We start from the raw sequence: 17532 nt of genomic DNA, 5'->3' as shown, positions 1-17532 counted from the left end.
ACTATATTCAGAGAACAAAGGAAGTGTATATATGGGCTATTTAGCGGCGGCGGGAGCCTATTTAATAATCGGTCTTGTAGTTAGCTTTATCCTTATGGTAGTGGGGCTTTTTATCGGGCATATCATTGTTTTTGACAGTATCGCCCTCGGTATTATATCCGGCGTGTGCTGCAATCACTTTTTCACGCTACACCCTGCATTATGCGTGCTGATCGGCGCTGCTGTATTCGCGCTGCTGCTGTTTCTCCAAAAAACACGCTTTGGATTTTGGGTAATCGGGGTGCTGCTGTCCGCTGCCTGGGCGGTTATTTTCGGGCTGCTGGCGTTTATTATCTCCAATGCAGATCAACTTTGGTTTTATGTGGTCTGCGGGCTTGCTTTTATCATCATGCTGCTTCTCCATATCAAGGCAAGAGATAAAGCATAAAACAAGGGTAGCAAGTGGAACGTTAAGGGCTGAAAATGGCTGTATTTCTGCGGCTTCCAGAGCGCGAAAACGGCATAGACGATACTTTATACTCAAACCTCAAAAAGTGCCTTTCTAATGTTCCACGAAAACGCAAAAAAGAATGGGGCGCGGTGCCAACAATCGGCAGCCGCGCCCTTGCTTTATTCTAATCACTCTTTCAGTTTGGCATTTTTGCGTATGGTTTCCTTTGCTGCCCTTACAAAGTCTGCAATCATACGGATTTCGTATTCGTCGCAATCGGAAACGAGGTCTTGTATTTCCTGTGAAAAAATATCTTTGGAGTGTATCACGCTATCACATAAAAACTCGTCAACAGAAACGGAAAGGGCATTTGCCAAAGATACAATCGTCGGCAAACTCAATTTGGAGTTGCCCGTTTCAATATTGCTCATGTGTGTTGTGGAAAGCGACGCTTTTTCCGCTAATGCTTCCTGTGTCAAATCCGCTTTAATACGGGCAATCTTTATGCGCTTGCCAATCGCTCTATAATCTAATTCCATTCAAAAATCCCTCGCAATCACGCTCTTTCCTATATTGTATTTTTTCCGCTGTATCATTATAATAATCTGTATAAAGAATTACTTTATACAGTTTGTGTTTTTTTGAAAATATTTTATATTCCACCTCACAAGCTGTATTTCTAATATATGTGAGGGAATACAATGATTACTTGCACCTTTGCGGGGCATAGAGAAGTTTTCGGCTCCTGCACTCAAAAAATAGAAAACGCGCTTGAAACGCTGATCGAAAACGAAGATACGTTATACTGTTACGTCGGCGGTATGGGAGAGTTCGACGGATTTTCCGCTGCTGCTGTCCGCAATCTGAAAAGGAAATACCCAAACAAAGAAATCCGGCTGACGCTTGTTCTGCCCTATATGCAGCAAAAATTAAACGAGTATAAGGAGTATTACGAAACGAGTTTTGACGACATTCTTATCCCGGCAGAGTTAGCGGAGATACACTATAAGCGGGCAATACCCGCCCGCAACAGGTGGCTTGTGGATAATAGCGACTATTTAATAGCTATGGTATGGCGCGACTTCGGCGGGGCATATACGACGCTGCGGTACGCGCAAAAACAGGGGAAAAAGATAATCTTGCTGGAACGATAAAAAACAGGGGCGCGGTTGCCGATTGCCGGCACCGCGCCCCTGTGTACTATGGGCTATTACTCGTCGGTCAAGATAAACTCCCTTTCGGAAAACTCGCTGTCCGTCATGGCTTGCAGCTTGTTTACCGCTGCGGCGGCAAGCTGGCGCATATCCTCGTCCATGTAGGGCATGGCAGAGTTGATATTATCAATCGTCCTTTCCCGGCTGTCCTCGGCGTAAATCGCAATTATGTTTTCTTCCTCAATGGTAAAGCGGATATTCATGCTATCAAACCTCCAAATCCTTTTTCTGCTCTTTCTGCTTGTCTTTCGGTTGCTGCACCGCCTGTTTCTTGTACTCGTCCAGCTTCTTCAAAATGGACGGTTTCTTTTGCGGCTGCTCCCGTTTCTCGGCTTTTACCGCTTTCGCAAGGTCGGCAACGGAGATCGCTTCGCCCGCCTTTGCCCGCTGCTCCAAATCCGCGACGGTGGGCGTTTGCGGCGTGTTATTGATAAGCCCGTCAAAGTTGTTGTCGTTCTGCTCTACAATATCCTCAACGTGCTTTAAGGGATTATCCCGCTGCGGCTGCTCGGCAGCTATGGCATAAGCCTGTGTGCCGTTTCCCATAATGAGATACTTCCCGTCCTCCGACGCATGATGAAAACCAAAGCCCGCCGCTTCGATCTGTTCGCGGCTCATGTCGGTAATATAAAAATTGCCCCTCGGCGTTCTGACGGTTTCGCCCGTCATAAGGCTTTCGGGGGTCGCTTCCGGCTGTTGCTTTTCAAGCTGCCCGTCCTTGTAGGAATACCCTTGTGCCGCGATTGCTTCAAGGGTCTTGCCCGTAACGTCGCCATAAATCCGCTTGTCTGCGTCTACAAGCAGTTGCAGCGTATCTTTTACGGTATCGGATAGGGCTTGCTGCTGTTCGGGAGATAGCTTATCAAATACGGGGGTCTGCTGCGCTTGTTCCTGCAAAAACTCCGGCACCTGCTGAAAACCTATGCTGTCTACATAATGGGCGGTGTTCTCGCCGTTCTGATGAAGCACAACAATGTCGGAAACGGAAAGGCTATGCCCCTTAAAATCGGCGGGGTGGTCGATATTAAACTTTTCCCAAATGCCGCCAAGCGTCATATCCTTTGTAAGCGGCGCGGTATAGACGAGTTCATAATTTGCCCGGTCAACGGTATGCCCCGTTGCTTGCAGACGGTCGAACGGCTCAAAGCGCAAATCCATAGTTTCATCTCTGCGGGCTAACTGATAAATCCCGTAGCTGTCCTCCTTGCCGTTGAGAAGCAAGGTTTCTTTTGCTTTCGCTTCCTGCTCCTGCTCGGCTTGCCGCTGCTGCTGCAATTCGGTAAAATGCCCCTCAATCTCGGTAATGAGTTCCTTTGCGGTCGCCTGTATCGTTTCAAGGGACGCTTTTAATTCGGTCATTTCCTTGCCGCTGCTCCAGCCCGCCACATACCCGAAAGAGTAATCCGACGTATCAAGCCCGAAATGCTGACACACCGTATAGGCAACGCTTTCAGCCTGTACCTCGCGGCTGCGGCGGTCAACGCGGTTTTGCTCCTCCAGCGGGGCGTTTAAGTCCACGTCATGCAGCTTCGCATGGGCGATTTCGTGAATGGCGGTCTTTACCGCCTGTAACTCACTCACGCCCTCTTTGATAGCAATTCGCTTATCGGTCAAGCTGAAATATCCGTTTGCGCCGTTTGTGATCTGCTCAAAAGCAATCGGAACGGGGGACGCTTTTTCAAGGGCAGCGAAAAAGTCCTCGTACTGTTCCACATCGGCAAGCAGCGGCTTAACCGAAAGATCGGGGAACTCCTTGCCCTCGGTCTGCGAAATGTCAAAGACGGTTACAACCTTAAAGGCGGGAACGGTAACTTCCTTTTCTTCCTTAACCGTCTTTCCCTCGCTGTCAAGTATGGGCTTTCTTGTGTCGGGGTCGATTTTATCCACCAGCTTTTTTACCTTGTAGGGCGCGGGGGCAAAGATTTTAATGCCTTTCTCGCCGCTTTTCACATGGCGGTCAAACTCTTTCTGCCATTGTGAATAGCCCTTTACCAAATTGCCGCCCTGCATGGCAATTAGGATAGTGTTATTCAAGCTGTAATCGTGAAACTTTGACATAGCCGTTAAAAACTCTTTGTAGCGGTCGCTGTCAAAAATCGCTTGTATGCCCTGTTCCAGACGGGCGGTGATCTCCTTTACCTTGTCGCCGGGTTTTTCAGAAGAAAGGATAATCGGCACGACGGGGCGGGGCTGCGGCGGCTCGGCGGGCGGCGTTTCTGTCTGCTGCGCTTCGGCTGCGTCCATAAAGACTTTATCCTGTTCGCCGCGCTCTTGCTGCGGGTAACTCATAATGCGGTATTCCTCCGGCACTTCGCGCCCCTCAAACTGACGCTCCCACTCGTCGCCGCTTTCGACGAGATAGCCGTATTCGGTAAACGCGCCCTTTTCATGCTCGGCGGCGTTTCTGCCAAAAGTAGTAAGGTCAATGCCGCCTTTCCATTTTTCGGGCATTTGTACCATGCCGGATTGATTTAAGTAATAATCGCCTAAATCGCGGTAGGTATGTACTTCGGGGATATGGACGTAAAAATCCACGTTGTAGGTGAAGTCAATTACCTGTCCGATATTTGCAAGCCCGTTTTTCTGCTGCAAAGCTGCGTTCAGCTTGCCAACCTCGGCGGGGTCAAGCTGTTCGAGCCGCGCCGCAAGAAAATTGAGTTCGTCCACGTCGGCGGCGCATACCATTTCATAAGGCAAAGCAATATGTTTCTCCGGGTCGTCGGAATAGCCGCGAATGGAAAAATCCTGCGGGTTATCGGCGGTAATGCCGACGCTCTGCATGGCTTCGTGAAGCTGCTCTTTTGTAGCGGGCATATCCAACCAATAGCCGCTTGGGTCGCCCGCTTCAAAGCGGCTGCGGTTGCCTATCATAATAGAAAACTGTTCGCTCATGTGTTCACGCTCCTTTTCCTGCCCGGTATTTTCGGGGATAGCTGCCGCCTGTTGCTGCTGCGGGAGTTCTTCGCCCTCTATGGTGTAGTCCGGCATGAGCATACCGTTTACTTTGAAATAGTCGGCGTACTCCTGCGGGATAGGCGGGGAGATTTCCGTAAACAGACGGTCGTATGCTTTGATACGTCCATTCAGATACTTTTCCATAGCCGCCTTGTCGGAAAAAACCTTTCTGTCCTGTCCGGCAATCTTCGCTTGCCCGTTCCTGTTCGGGCTGTTGGTATAAACGCCCCATGTGAGAGAATAAGAGTAAGGGACGCTTTGCTGCTTCTCCCTGTCGTAACGGGTGTTCTCGTAAATGTGGTAGTTCATCTGATATACCCGGTTGCTGCGGGTATATCGGTCATATTCGCCTTTCTGCCACTCGTTAGAAGTGTGCTGCACAACGGTTGTCCTTGTGTATTCAATCGCTTTGTCAAGCAAAAGCGTTTTGCCCGCCTGTTCCTCCCATGCGGCGGCGCGGCTTGAGAGATCGTTAAAAATCGCCTGTTCCGCTGCCGCGCTTTCCTCGCGCATGGCGTGTAGCTGCTCCGGCGGCAAGGAAACATAGGGGGCAATATCCCCGTCCTTTGCTTCAAAATATATCCGGCGTTCTATCCGCATGGTTTCGGCGGTTTCCAATTTGTCATGGTCGTATGAAGAATACGGCATATTGTTTCATCACGTCCTTTCTCGATTTTTAAGGGTTTGGGACTATCCCAACAAGCAAAATGCCCGCGCTTCCCATAGAGCAGCGCGGGCATTTCTCGCAAACGGGTACTCGTTTGCTGTGCTTGCTATGTAGTTGTTCTTATCCGTAAACGCCTGTTTCTCTCGCTTTCCGCTTTCTGCCTGCGGCGTATCTTTGCCGCACAATCGGGACAGTATTTCGCCCGATTGCTGCCCGCCGCAAACGTGCTGCCGCATACCGCGCAACGCTTCAAATCGGTTTCCCCGCTGCGGGTGATCTGTTCGCAAAGCTGCCTGTCTGCGGGTAAAACCGCTTCGCGGAAATAACGGCATAACAGCGAATAGCTGATACTCTGCACACACACGCAAGTTTCCCCGTCGTCCAATAGCAGACAGTTCCCGCAATCGTTGTTGGCGCACGCGGCGCGGGTCATTTTCTTAACGGCTCGATACTGCTTTTCATCAAGCCTAATCATTTTCGGTTCTGCTCGACGCGGAAGTTTACATACTTGCCGCCTGTGTCGGCAAGCAGCACAACCCCGTCAAAGGTCTTTCCCGTTTTGGTGGAGTACATACCCTTGATTTTTACCTTTCCGTCTTTCAAAAGGGCGGCGGCAATCGCCTTTGTGAAAGTCTTTTTGCGCTGCTGAAAGAACAAGTCATTTTTCCACATGACAAAGCTGCACGCCCTGTCGGAACAGTAGTAGTTTTTCTTGCCCTCGTAAACCGTCGCGCCGCAACGGGGGCAAGTGCCGATTGCTTCCCGCTGCGGGGTAAACAGCTTCGCTTTATCTTCGGAAATCGCGGAATAGGTTTTGACAAGCCCCGCTGTCATTTCCTCAATGCTGCGCATGAAATCGTCCGGGCTGTCGCTGCCTTTGGCAATCCCGGTAAGGCGGGTTTCCCATTCTGCCGTAAGCTGCGGGGACGTAAGGACTTCGGGCAGGATAGCGGCAAGGTTATACCCGTCCTTTGTGGGGATTAGCTTTTTGCCCTTGCGCTCGGCAAAGCCCGCACTAATGAGTTTTTCAATGATACCCGCCCGCGTTGCGGTAGTGCCTAACCCTTTGCGCTCTGCGTCCTCCGGCGTTTCTTCCTTGCCCGCGTTCTCCATAGCGGACAGAAGCGTATCTTCGGTATATGCTTTCGGGGGCTGCGTGTAACGCTCGGAGATCTCCGCTGCCGGATTGTCAAAGGTCTGCCCCTCGGCAAGCGGCGGCAAAACGGTTTCCGGCTCTGCGTCCTCGTCCTGTTCCTCGGACGCGGCGCGGGACAGCTTTTCAATCTCACGCCACCCCTCGCAAAGCGTCGTCTTTCCCTTTGCGGTAAAGGTATAACCGCCGCAAGAGATAACCGCCGTAACCGCTTCATACTCATAGGGCGCGGCTGCGGCGCAAAGCAGTTTTGCGCATACAAGGGTCATTAGCTTTTTCTCGCTTTCGGCAAGGGAAGAAAAGCCCGTTTTCACAAACTCCGCTGTCGGCAAAATGGCGTGATGGTCGGTTACTTTGCTGTTGTCGCAAATCCTCGCAAGGTCTGCTTGCAGCTTCACGTCCCGCATAAAGGGAAGCAGCGAACAAAGCCCGGTAATGAGTTCCTTTGTGCTGTCCTGCATATCGGAAGTGATATATTTGCTGTCGGTGCGGGGATAGGTCAAAAGCCGCTTTTCGTAGAGGGCTTGCGCATAATCAAGGGTCTGTTTCGCCGTAAACCCGTACAGGCGGTTGGCTTCGCGCTGCAACGCGGTAAGGTCAAACAGCTTCGGCGGTGCAACGGTCTTTTTCTCTTTTTTGAGGGAAGTACAAACGGCCTGCGATTTCTCGCAAGCCGCTTTCATATGCCGCGCCGCCGCTTCGTCGTCCTGCCGTTCCGAAAGGGCGGCAACGCCGCCAACGTCCAGACGGACAACATGATATTTTTCTTTCTTAAAGCTGCTGATCGCATAGTCGCGGTTTACCAGCATGGTAAGGGTGGGCGTCTGCACTCTGCCGACATTCAGCGTTTTGTGATAGAGGATAGAGAAAAGGCGGGTCGCGTTAATCCCGACAAGCCAATCTGCCTTTGCTCTGCAAAGCGCGGATTGATAGAGGTTGTCATAGCTGCGCCCGTCTTTGAGGTTTGAAAAGCCCTCGCGGATTGCGCTTTCTTCCATACTGCTAATCCAAAGGCGGGAAAAGGGCTTTTTGCAATTTGCCTGTTCATAGACAAAGCGAAAAATGAGTTCTCCCTCGCGCCCGCTGTCGCACGCATTGACAATCTCGGAAACGTCGCTGCGGTGCATAAGGTCTTTGAGTACGGAAAACTGCTGCTCCTTGCCGCTGGCAACGGTAAACTGCCAATCCTGCGGGACAATGGGGAGATCGTCATACTTCCATTTTCGGTACTGCTCGTTGTAGGTCGCCGCGTCCGCAAGGCTAATCAAATGCCCGATACACCAGGACACAAGGTAGCCGCTGCCCTCAAAATATCCGCTGCGCTTTTTATTCGCGCCAAGTACGGCGGCAATCGCCGCCCCGACGCTCGGTTTCTCTGCAATTACAAGTTTCATACTTCCTCGTCCTCCTGCTCGGTTTCTAATTCTTCCTCGTCCTCGTCGTCCTCGTCAAAATCGAGATCGTCAAGGTTGCTGCTGCCTTTTGCCGCGTCCTTTTTGGGCTTCATAATCTTAAAGTAATAGAACGCGCCGCCGCCCACTGCGGCAAGAAGCAGCACGACAAGCAGAATAGCACCGCCCATGCCGCCGCCTTTATCTTCCTCCGGCTCCGGCTGCTCGGTTTCTTCCGGCTCCGGCTCGGCTTCCTTGCCCGCGCACTCGCTCATATTGACGCTGCAAACGGGGCAATCGGTGTTGACGCTTCCGGCAACGCATTTTTCAGTACAGCTACAAGCGGGGGCTTCGGTCTGTTCGTCCTCCATAAGCTGCAAAAGGTCTTTTTCATCAACTTGATTGAGGAAATGGACGGTGTTTTCTCCGTCCTCGGCGCGGTCAATGATGATGTAAAAATAGTTTCCGTTTTTCGTAACGACGGTAATAAACTGCTTATCGCCGGACGCTTCGCCCGTTATGTCGTCCACAAGGCTCATGTTGCCCTCCGGCGTTAAGGGCTGCGGCTCATAGCCGCCCGTCGTTTCTTCCGGCTCGGTTTCGGTTACGGGGGTAGGCGGCTCGTCGCTCACATCACCGCCGCCCGCAAAAGCGGTAACAGAAAAGCCGCCCATGAGTACAAGGGCGGCAAGCAAAGCGGTAACGCTGCGGAACAGTTTTTTATGCTTCATCTTCGGTTTCCTCCTGTTCGTCGGTATAGTCTGTGTCCGGCTGCGGCAAAATGATTTCGCCGTTGGCATAGGCGGAGAGGAACGCGGCAAGCTGCGCCCCGTCAAGGTGTACCGCTTTCACCATTTGAACGATCTGCGCGTTTTCTTCCTCGATTTTCTGCGCTTCAAGGTCTTTCAGCCTTTTTTGGTATTCAAGGACTTTCGCCCTCGTTTTCTCAATATCCCTTTCGATACGGTCAAGTTTCGTGTTTGCCATAGAAATAAACTCCTTTCAAAGTCAGTTGTAATGTAGCCGCCCATAGGCGTAAAAATGGGATTGCCAATAGCTTGTATCAAGTTTTGCGTATTGTATCGGGTCGCCACAATGCAGCATGACGGGGCTTCCGTCCCCGTCCTCGCCAACGTAGATACCCACATGAGATACCCCCGGTGTGTCATATGTACCCGTAAAGAAAACCAAATCCCCCGGCTGCGGGTTGGAAACGCGGGTTGAAATGTTGTAAAGCCCCTGCGCCCCAAGTCTGCCTGTATTGTATAAGCCGCTGTTCGTCAGCACATAGCTAACAAAACCGCTGCAATCAAAAGAGGTTTCCGGGCTGCTGCCGCCCCACACATAAGGAAAACCGACATACTTTTCCGCTTCCTCAATGAGCCGCGCAAACTTTTCATCGGAATTGAGCAGCGCGGCGGGGACTTCGTAATCTGCGGGCGGGTTTTCATAGTATTTTGAAATATAGCCGGATTGCGGGAAAAGGTCGGGTCTGTTCCCAAGCGACGACATATACATAGCGTACATGGATAGCTGTTCCTCGCCCATAATGTAAACGGGAACATGGGAGAGGTTGAAGTTTTCCAAATCCACATTGAGAATGTAATAGTTATAGGCTACTTCAACGTCGTATTCGTTGCCCTCGCTGTCCGTCCGCGTTTCGGTGCGGTAGCGTACCTCGACTTCCTCCGTAACCGTCAAGATATACTGTTTATCAAAGAGCATTTCAAGGGTGCTTTGCGCTTCATCGAGAGTAAACACGCCCTCATGCCAAGCGGAGAGGATAGAGATTAGCACATACGGGTCATGCTCGATCTCGTCAGCCGTTACCCGGTATTCGTCATAGCCGGGGTATTCGCTTTCGATGTTATCCAGCATATCCTGTAACTCGGCTTCCATAGCGACATACGCGCTTTCTGCGCCTGTAATATCCGCGTCCTCGGAGAGATAGGACGACGCAATCAAGCCGCTGCCGCTGTTGCCGCCGAACAGGGAACAAGAGGACAAGCCGCCGAAAAACAGAAGCACGATAAAGGCAATCCCGCCCACAATCAAACAGCCTTTCCAATGCCGGACGACAAAGAACGTCGCCCGTTTGGTTTCCTGCGCCGTTTTCTTCGCCGCCTTTGCGGTGGCTTCGGCGGTCTTTTTCACCTTGCCGCCCGTTTTCAACGCCTTTGCATACTGCTTTTTAATGCGCTGTTTTTGCCAAAAACGGGAAATCGGGTTGGAGTGCGCAAGGGCGGGGTTATCATGCAGCGCCTTTTGGTAGAGGAAATCGGCGTTTGCCTTTGCTGCCTTTTTCTCGGCTGCTGCCGCCGCCCGGTAAGGTTTCAGCTTATGGCTGCGTATGCCGCGTTTTACTGCCCGCGTCGTCATGCCGCCCGCTTTCTCGCCCACAAGTTCTATCCTGTGTCCGCTTTCCACACCGACGTTTTCTTTCTCCACCTCATAGATTTTTCCATGTACGGCGGCGTCCAATTCCTGTGCCGGACGGGATAACGGGTTATGACGCAACTTGCCGTTTGGGGGCTTATCCGTTTTTTCAAAAGCAAGGCGCGTCTTTGCTTTGCCTTTGGCTTCGTCAAAAACGCGCTCTTTTGTGATTTTGGTCTGTTTGGGGATAGCTGCCCGCGCTTTGTCTAAACGGTCAGCCGCCGTATCGGATTTTTTGATTGCCTTTTGCAGGTCCGGCGTTGCCCGTTCCGCTTCGGAAAACTGCAAGCGGGACGTATGGGTTTTAAGCTGTGCTGCGTCAAGGGTCTTTTTCTCCGCGCCCTTTTCAAAGTGGCGGCTAACCTCTGTGCCAATACGTTGGGTGGCTTTTTCCGCTGCTCCCGCTACGGGGGCTGAATAGTTTTCCTCCGGCGGTCTTTCGCTGATACTCGTTGTTTCGCCCGTCGTAAGGTTTTCCGCAACCGCCCCGTCGCGGGTCATTTTCTGCGTTACCTTGTCGGGGGCTTTTAATTCCTTGCTCAATGTTCATCACCTCCAATACGCTGTTTTGCAAGGGTGCAGTATTCGGGGTTGATCTCTATACCCACATAGCGGCGGGAAAGGCTTTTTGCCGCCGCTGCGGTCGTGCCGCTGCCTAAAAACGGGTCAAGCACAATCCCGCCGACAGGACAGCCCGCCAAAATGCACGTTTCCGCAAGTTTGGGCGGGAACGCTGCAAAATGCCCGCCGCGATAGGAAGCTGTGTTGATCTGCCAAACGTTGCGGCGGCTGCGGACGGGGGAAATCATTTCGTCGGTGTATGCGCCTTTCCTGCGGGGACGGTTGATTTTCTGCGGCTGGTTTTGCCCCGGAACGGTAGCGGCATATTTGTTGCCTTTCCCAACTCCGCTTTTCAGCCGTACCGCCGTTGTGGGGGCTATCGGCTCGGCTACTGCTTGCCAATCGTAGTAATATTTCTTCGACTTGGTAAGCAGAAACACATATTCATAGCAGCGCGTCGGTCTGTCCCGCGTGCTTTCCGGCATGGCGTTTCCCTTGTGCCAAATGATAGAACTGCGCAAATACCAACCGTCGCCCCGCAAGGCAAGGGCTACAAGCCACGGAATACCGATTAGGTCTTTCGGCTTGCAGCCGGGGGCGCGGTGGTTTACCGCCACTTGCTGCCCGTTCCTGCCTTTGGGATATTTCGGGTCTTGGTGGTCGGCTTTGCTGCCTGTGCCGCAATAAGTGTCCGCGATATTCAGCCAACAAGTACCCTCCGGCGTAAGCACCCGCTTTACCTCATGGAAAACCGCTGTAATGCGGGAAACATATTCCTCCGGCGTTGCTTCCCGTCCGATCTGCCCGTCTGTGCCGTAATCGCGCAAAGCATAGTAGGGCGGGGACGTTACGCAACAATCCATACAGTTATCCGGCAAGGTTTGAAGCACCTGCAAGCTGTCGCCGCAATAGATTTTATCCGTTTCTATCTTCATGCTGACACCTCGCCGGGCTTGGTCGTCATCACGCGGTAGAGTTCCGTATCTTTTGGGAAACGGTCAATAAAGGGCAAAATCACGTTGCCATAGAAGATAAGTCCCTCGCCCGCTTCGGAATGGGTTACATAGGTCATTTGCTGCTGTGAAATGTTAAGCTGCTTGGCAAGGATTTCCCGGTCGCCCTGGGCTTGGTTGAGCATATACACAAAATCACTGTTTTCAAAGATGTTCTCCACCTCGCGGGACGACAACAAATCTTTCACGTTTTGGGTGATACCTGTCGGAATACCGCCCCACTTCCTAAAACGCTTCCAAATCTCGACGGAATAGGCGGCGGTCTGTTCCTCTTTCAAGAGCAAATGAAACTCGTCGATGTAATACCGCGTCGCCTTGCCCTCGCTGCGGTTTACCGTTACTCTGTTCCATACTTGGTCTTGGACGATAAGCATACCGACTTTTTTAAGCTGTGTACCGAGTTCCTTAATATCAAAGCAGACAAGGCGATTATGAATGTCAACGTTTGTCCTGTGGTTAAAAATGTTCAAGCTGCCGTTTACATAGAGTTCCAATGCCGCCGCGATACGCTGCGCTTCCTTTTCCGGCTGCTTCTTGATCTCGTCGTAGAGGTCGCCCAAAATCGGCATATTCTCCGGCTTCGGGTCGGCAAGGTAGTTGCGGTACACGCTGATAACGGCGCGGTCAATCAAGGTCTTTTCAACAGCTTCCAGCCCGTTTTTACCGCCCATAATCAACTCACAAAAGGAAAGGATAAAATCGCTCTTTAAGGCTATGGGCGTGTCGCCCTCGCTGTAATTGAGGTTTATATCCATAGGGTTAATGTACTGCGTGCTGTTCTGCGATACCTTGATAACCTGTCCTTTCAAACGTCCGACAAGGGGGTAATATTCGGCTTCGGGGTCGCAAATGATAATATCATCTGCCGTAATGAGAAAAGCGTTTGTGATTTCACGTTTTGCAGAAAAACTTTTGCCGCTGCCCGGTGTGCCGAGTATCAAGCCGTTGGGGTTTTTCAGCTTCTTTCGGTCGCACAAAATCATGTTGTTGGAAAGGGCATTTAAGCCGTAATACAATGCTTCGCCGCTTTGGAACAGCTCTTGCACCGTAAAGGGAACGAAAACGGCGGTGCTGCTGGTCGTCAAGCCGCGCTGGATATGGATAAGGTTATCCCCCAACGGGATAGAGGACATAAGCCCCTGTTCCTGCCGGTAGTCAAGACGGGTCAAAATGCAGTTGTATTTCTGTGCGATTGCCGCCGCCCCGAACACTTCGTTATCCAATTTCTGCTTGGTATCTGCAAGGTTTAAGACAAGCAGCGTAAGCAGAAACATTCTTTCGTTGCGGCTCTGCAAATCGCGGAGTAGGTTTTTTGCTTCCCCGCCGTAGGTGGCAAGGTCGGACGGAATAATATCCATGTCATAACCGCTGCGGATTGCTTTCTTTTGTTCTTCAATCTTCATGCGGTCAAGGTCGGTGATCTTGCGCTTAATCGTCTTGATTGCTTCGTTGTGGTCGATACTCTGAATGTGCAGATTGACGATAATCCCGTTTTCCGCGTCCATGAAGTCGGCAAGCATACGGTCGGAGAGTTCCGGCGCGACGATCTGCAAAAAGGAAACCGCGCCGAACTTGCCGCCCATTTGAAACATTCGCCCGTCGCCAAAACGGAAAGAGGACGGGGCGATAAAGTCTTTGACGGAAAGCCCGCTTGCGGGTAGCCATTCCCACGCAAAGTTAAAGCGTTCCCCGTCCGGGTGGAAAATCCCATGCAGCACTTCAAGACGCTGTTTCCCGTCCAATACCCGCGCCGCTGCGCCGATCACCTTAAAATGGTTAAGGGTGTCCGTTTCAATGCGGGCAAGACGCGCCCGCGCCGATCTAATGTCCTTTGCTTCAACGGTAAAGGTGAGAAACTTGGTTTTGATAAGCCCGTTGTTTCCGCGTTCAAGCTGCGTCCTAAGCATTTCGGTGTATTCTGCTCTGATACTGTCGAAGTCGTCATTCTGCGGCGCAATCGTGATACTGTTCTTGAAATCGTCCTTGTTCGCATGGCGGCTGATTAGGGAAAGCTGCACGCCGATAGAAGCGTCGAACGAGTTATACATATCGCAAAGGGCTTCAAAAATGGCGGTTTTGTCGTCCGGCTGCGCAAGCTGATAGTTGATGTCCTCAAACTCAATGCACTTGGAATACCGCCCGTTTGCAAGGCGGCAAATCCCGTCCTTATACATTCGCTCAAACGGTATGCTGTCCTGCGCCGTATGGGGCTTCCTGTCGCCCTTTGCCTGTCGGATAAGGGTATCTATCTGTTTTCTTTCCTGTCGGGAAAGTTTACGCTTTTCGTTTTGGGTGTTTTTCTTTTCCTTTGACAATCGCCCGTACCTCCTTATCTAATTGCTCTTGCCGCGCAAGGGCGGCATAAAAATTGTTGGTCTGATAAGGTCGCTCTTTGGGGCGAAGAAACTTCACTTCCACAAATTGCCGAATAATCACTTCCAGCGGTTGCCCGTTTTTCTCGTACATGGCAAGCAAAAACATAGGCAGCATGGCAAGCACCATGCACAATGCCGCTGCGCTCGTTCCAACGCTGCCTTTTACCAAAAAGAACAGCGGCAGTCCGATTGCCACCGCCGCGCTGAAACAAATTAGCTGTCGTTTCGTAAGGTTGAACATTACCTTGCTTTTGATTTTTGTTAAGTCCTTTGGGACGGTTACATACGCCATTTCATACCTCCTTTCTGCCCGGAATGTAATCTTCAAAGCGGGGAACAGCATAGAAAAGCCGCTTGTTGTTTACCCATCGTTGCAAATGGCGGGTAACAGGCGGGGCGGTTGGACGCTCGTAAATCATCACATACGGGTCAAAGCCCATAGCCCGCAAGGTGTTCACGCGGTATAAATCCTGTTCGTGAGTGCTGCCGTAGTTGGTAAGAACATACACGCGCCGCTGGCGGCTGCTTTTAATGGCTGTCAAATCCAAAAAACGTTGGAAATACCCGGTCAAGTCCTCGTCGGGATTATCCCATGCAAAATGTACCGCTTTTATCCGTACCCGATTTAACAGGCTGACATTATCCCTGTTCACAAGGCGAATATCCAGCCCTTGCGAAAAATCCACCCATGCGCGGCTTCGTATAAGCTGCTCAATGAGATTTTCATGGTCGGGACAGGCAAGCAGATTAGCGTCCATGATTTTTATTTCCGGCTGCCATTTCCAAAACTCGGACAAATCCGCAACCTTAACGCTTTTGCGCCCCTCTTTACCGCTGACAATGCAAAACCCGCAATTTCTCGGACAACCCCGGCTTAAAAAGCCGTAGGCAATCCCGAAAAACTGCGGGTAGATAGAATAATCCGGGTAACTGTGTTCCACTTCCGGCGGCAAGCGGTTTTTCGTGTCGTAGCCCGTACCGCCGAAAATAACCTGTTCCGCGTTGGTAACGGTTATCGTGTCTTTGGAATAGGTGTCCGTAAAGACGCGGCTTTTATATACAAGGTCGTACCGCCCCTTTGCGTTCCACCATTCCACTTTATGCCCTTTTGTTTTGTGATACGCGGATAGCTTCATCAAGCAGAGGTTGGGGAAGTTATGACTATCCACGTCGATTAAACCGATTTTCAAATCATAACTCACCCCCTTAATGTGCCGAAAAGACGCTCTTTGCAAGGCTCCCCGTTTTGAAAAGGGTAAAGCACAAGAGGACGGTATAGCCCATGCAAGACCAGATCGCGCCGGAAATGTCGTCGGTTGCTGCGATTGTCTGTATCAAGACCGCATAAATGCCCACGCACACCAAAATCAAAAACGCCTGAAAACCAAGCGCAAGCAAAGATTTTAAGTAATTCTGTCCCATGCTGCCCCATTCGTGATTTACCATTGTTGCCATAGGGATAGGGGCAACGCTCGTTACAAGATATATTTCAATCATGCGCCCATACACCACAAGCATAATGCAGATTGACAGGGCTTTCATGGTAAGCCCTACAAAGAGGGATTGAAACCATAACCCCAAAAGACCGCCCACGCTCATAGCGTCGAGTTTTGCTTCAATGTCGGTAATGACGGTGGTAACGTCTATGCTTGTATCGGATATGATAACCCCCGCGCTCTGATTGACGACGCTCTGCGTAACGTCGAAAACTCCCATGACGATGTTCCAAGTGTTTGTTACCAGCAGCACCGCAACAAAGGTCTTAAAAATCCATTTGAAGAAAATCCAAGTGTCGAGATCGTGCAGATTGTTTTTTTCAATTACAATCTGGATTAGTTCGTAGCACATGACAAAGGTAATGATAACGCCCGCAATCGGTACAATGACATTTTCCGAAAGGCTGCGTATCATGTTGAATATGCCCGCGTTCCACCCGGCGGGGGTCGTGCCGACTTGCGTTGCGATTTCTCCAACCTCTGTATTTACGCTGTCAAACAAGCCGGAGAGGTTCGATAAAATCCCGTCTGTCAAAATGCCACGAAACCAATCTTCAATCATCTGCCATATCAAAAGTTAATCCCTCCTTTCCCGCGCCCTCCCGTTTCCGAGAGGGCGCGGCGGGTGGTATTTGTTTTAGGCATTATCCAAAAAGTTTGGAAAGAAGCGGAACAAGGGTGCCGCCGATCAAAGCGACGCCGCCGCCCGCCATGAGCTGCTTCATGCCCTGGCTTTTTGCTTGTGTGTGATAAAGAAGCAATAGAAGTGTAAAAAATTTTGCCGTTCCTATCCGGCGCTTGCGCATTGTGCCGGATAGGTCGGGCTTAGGCTTCGGGCAAGTCAATCTTGCCGACAAAGCTGTAATAAATCTCAATGTCCTGCCTGCGGGTGCCGTTCTCATCGTAACTGCACTCATGCACCACGATTTTCTCAATCATTTCCCGCAAGAGGGTGGGGGTCAGTTCTTCAAAGGCAAGGTGCTTGCGGACAATGCCCATGAATTTCTCGGCGTTGACGGTGGCTGCCTGTGACTTGTCCAGTTCGGCTTGCAGGGCGGCGGCTCTCTTTTTCAGTTCCGCTTGCTCGGCTTCATAGTCAGCCGACAGTTCCATGAAACGCTCGTCGCTGATTTTGCCGTTTACATTGTCCTCATACAGCCGCTTAATCATGCGGCTGATTTCAGAAATGCGTTCCTGCGCCTGTTCAAGCTGCTTGGTGGCTGCGGCGGTCTTTCTCTTGCCGCCGATCTCGTTCTGCTGGATAAGCAGCTTCACAAAGCGGCTCTCATGCTTGGCGGCATACTCGGTCACTTGCCGGAGATTGGAAAGGACACCGGCGGTCAACAGGTCGGTGCGGATAAAGTGCGCCGTACAGTCGCGGGTGCGCTTCTTGTAGCTGCCGCAGATGTAACAATCCTGCTTGCGGGTCTTGTTCTGATACCGCTGCTGGTACATCACATGGCCGCAGTCGGCGCAGAACAGCATACCAGAGAACAGCCCCACTTCATCATAGCGGTTCGGGCGTTTGCGCTGCTTGCGTAACTCCTGCACGCGCTCCCATGTTTCCGTGTCGATAATCGGCTCATGGTGGTCGGGGAAAATGGCCTGCTTCTCCACGGGGTTCTCTACACTGTGTTTGACCTTGTAAGAGGGCTTTTCCGTCTTGAAGTTTACCAGACAGCCGGTGTACTCCCGGTTTTCGAGGATATGAACGACGGTGTTCGTCGCCCATTTGCACTCATAGCCGGGGTGGTAGCGGCGGGTGCTGCCCGTCCTGCGGTATTCCAGCGTCCCCGGCGTGGGGATTTGCTGCTCCGTAAGCATACGGGCAATCTTGGTCG

The 17532-nt window shown here is 51.4% G+C and carries 16 protein-coding genes and 1 pseudogene; 2 read left to right on the top strand and 15 right to left on the bottom strand.

All coding sequences use genetic code 11. The features are described 5' to 3' along the window. Nucleotides 1–31: 31 nt before the first annotated feature. On the top strand, nucleotides 32–427 hold the full coding sequence (locus B5F19_RS11200; protein ID WP_007709549.1) for a hypothetical protein: 396 nt from the start codon (nucleotides 32–34) through the stop codon (nucleotides 425–427). A gap of 191 nt (nucleotides 428–618) precedes the next feature. On the opposite strand, the gene B5F19_RS11195 is transcribed toward B5F19_RS11200, so the two are convergent. Continuing rightward, complete coding sequence (locus tag B5F19_RS11195) at nucleotides 619–969, bottom strand: helix-turn-helix transcriptional regulator (protein WP_007709550.1); 351 nt, start codon at nucleotides 967–969, stop codon at nucleotides 619–621. A 162-nt stretch (nucleotides 970–1131) separates the two neighbouring features. Here B5F19_RS11195 and B5F19_RS11190 point away from each other — a divergent pair, with 162 nt between their 5' ends. Next, nucleotides 1132–1584 (top strand): SLOG family protein, encoded by a 453-nt coding sequence (locus B5F19_RS11190; RefSeq protein WP_007709554.1) that lies wholly within the window; start codon nucleotides 1132–1134, stop codon nucleotides 1582–1584. A 56-nt stretch (nucleotides 1585–1640) separates the two neighbouring features. Here B5F19_RS11190 and B5F19_RS11185 read toward each other — a convergent pair whose 3' ends face one another. The 14 genes and pseudogenes from B5F19_RS11185 to B5F19_RS11120 form a co-directional block, all read right to left on the bottom strand. Then, nucleotides 1641–1847 (bottom strand): transposon-transfer assisting family protein, encoded by a 207-nt coding sequence (locus B5F19_RS11185; RefSeq protein WP_007709556.1) that lies wholly within the window; start codon nucleotides 1845–1847, stop codon nucleotides 1641–1643. 4 nt (nucleotides 1848–1851) lie between these two features. Beyond that, the gene (locus tag B5F19_RS11180; RefSeq protein ID WP_007709558.1) at nucleotides 1852–5247 is read right to left on the bottom strand and encodes a YodL domain-containing protein; all 3396 of its coding nucleotides are present in this window, start codon (nucleotides 5245–5247) and stop codon (nucleotides 1852–1854) included. Between the two features lie 125 nt (nucleotides 5248–5372). Continuing rightward, nucleotides 5373–5741 carry a cysteine-rich VLP protein gene (locus B5F19_RS11175; protein WP_007709568.1) on the bottom strand — a complete coding sequence of 123 codons (369 nt, stop codon included), beginning with the start codon at nucleotides 5739–5741 and terminating at the stop codon, nucleotides 5373–5375. Continuing rightward, nucleotides 5738–7813 carry a type IA DNA topoisomerase gene (locus tag B5F19_RS11170; protein ID WP_087290504.1) on the bottom strand — a complete coding sequence of 692 codons (2076 nt, stop codon included), beginning with the start codon at nucleotides 7811–7813 and terminating at the stop codon, nucleotides 5738–5740. Before B5F19_RS11170 ends, B5F19_RS11175 begins: the two co-directional genes overlap by 4 nt. Further along, nucleotides 7810–8541 carry a DUF4366 domain-containing protein gene (locus B5F19_RS11165; RefSeq protein ID WP_007709574.1) on the bottom strand — a complete coding sequence of 244 codons (732 nt, stop codon included), beginning with the start codon at nucleotides 8539–8541 and terminating at the stop codon, nucleotides 7810–7812. The genes B5F19_RS11170 and B5F19_RS11165 overlap by 4 nt, the downstream gene beginning before the upstream one ends. Then, nucleotides 8531–8797 (bottom strand): DUF4315 family protein, encoded by a 267-nt coding sequence (locus B5F19_RS11160; RefSeq protein WP_007709576.1) that lies wholly within the window; start codon nucleotides 8795–8797, stop codon nucleotides 8531–8533. Before B5F19_RS11160 ends, B5F19_RS11165 begins: the two co-directional genes overlap by 11 nt. Nucleotides 8798–8818: 21 nt before the next feature. Next, nucleotides 8819–10789: a C40 family peptidase gene (locus B5F19_RS11155; RefSeq protein WP_007709578.1), complete on the bottom strand. Its 1971-nt coding sequence runs from the start codon at nucleotides 10787–10789 to the stop codon at nucleotides 8819–8821. Continuing rightward, a complete protein-coding gene (locus B5F19_RS11150; protein ID WP_007709580.1) occupies nucleotides 10786–11742 on the bottom strand; it encodes a site-specific DNA-methyltransferase in 957 nt (318 codons plus the stop codon). The genes B5F19_RS11155 and B5F19_RS11150 overlap by 4 nt, the downstream gene beginning before the upstream one ends. Next, a complete protein-coding gene (locus tag B5F19_RS11145; protein ID WP_040411377.1) occupies nucleotides 11739–14135 on the bottom strand; it encodes an ATP-binding protein in 2397 nt (798 codons plus the stop codon). The genes B5F19_RS11150 and B5F19_RS11145 overlap by 4 nt, the downstream gene beginning before the upstream one ends. After that, nucleotides 14095–14487 carry a PrgI family protein gene (locus tag B5F19_RS11140; RefSeq protein ID WP_006774460.1) on the bottom strand — a complete coding sequence of 131 codons (393 nt, stop codon included), beginning with the start codon at nucleotides 14485–14487 and terminating at the stop codon, nucleotides 14095–14097. Before B5F19_RS11140 ends, B5F19_RS11145 begins: the two co-directional genes overlap by 41 nt. Nucleotide 14488: 1 nt before the next feature. Continuing rightward, a complete protein-coding gene (locus B5F19_RS11135; protein WP_007709584.1) occupies nucleotides 14489–15397 on the bottom strand; it encodes a hypothetical protein in 909 nt (302 codons plus the stop codon). A gap of 4 nt (nucleotides 15398–15401) precedes the next feature. Further along, the gene (locus tag B5F19_RS11130; RefSeq protein WP_242659776.1) at nucleotides 15402–16265 is read right to left on the bottom strand and encodes a CD0415/CD1112 family protein; all 864 of its coding nucleotides are present in this window, start codon (nucleotides 16263–16265) and stop codon (nucleotides 15402–15404) included. A 70-nt stretch (nucleotides 16266–16335) separates the two neighbouring features. Continuing rightward, nucleotides 16336–16431, bottom strand: a pseudogene (locus B5F19_RS18330) (Maff2 family protein); the annotation flags it as partial. A gap of 85 nt (nucleotides 16432–16516) precedes the next feature. After that, nucleotides 16517–17532, bottom strand: a 1016-nt coding sequence (locus B5F19_RS11120) for a DUF4368 domain-containing protein (RefSeq protein WP_140394219.1), incomplete at its 5' end; no start/stop codon positions are given.

Source organism: Pseudoflavonifractor sp. An184 (assembly GCF_002160305.1).
In the GTDB taxonomy this organism is placed as follows: domain Bacteria; phylum Bacillota; class Clostridia; order Oscillospirales; family Oscillospiraceae; genus Lawsonibacter; species Lawsonibacter pullicola.
This window is presented reverse-complemented; position numbering and strand designations above follow the sequence as displayed.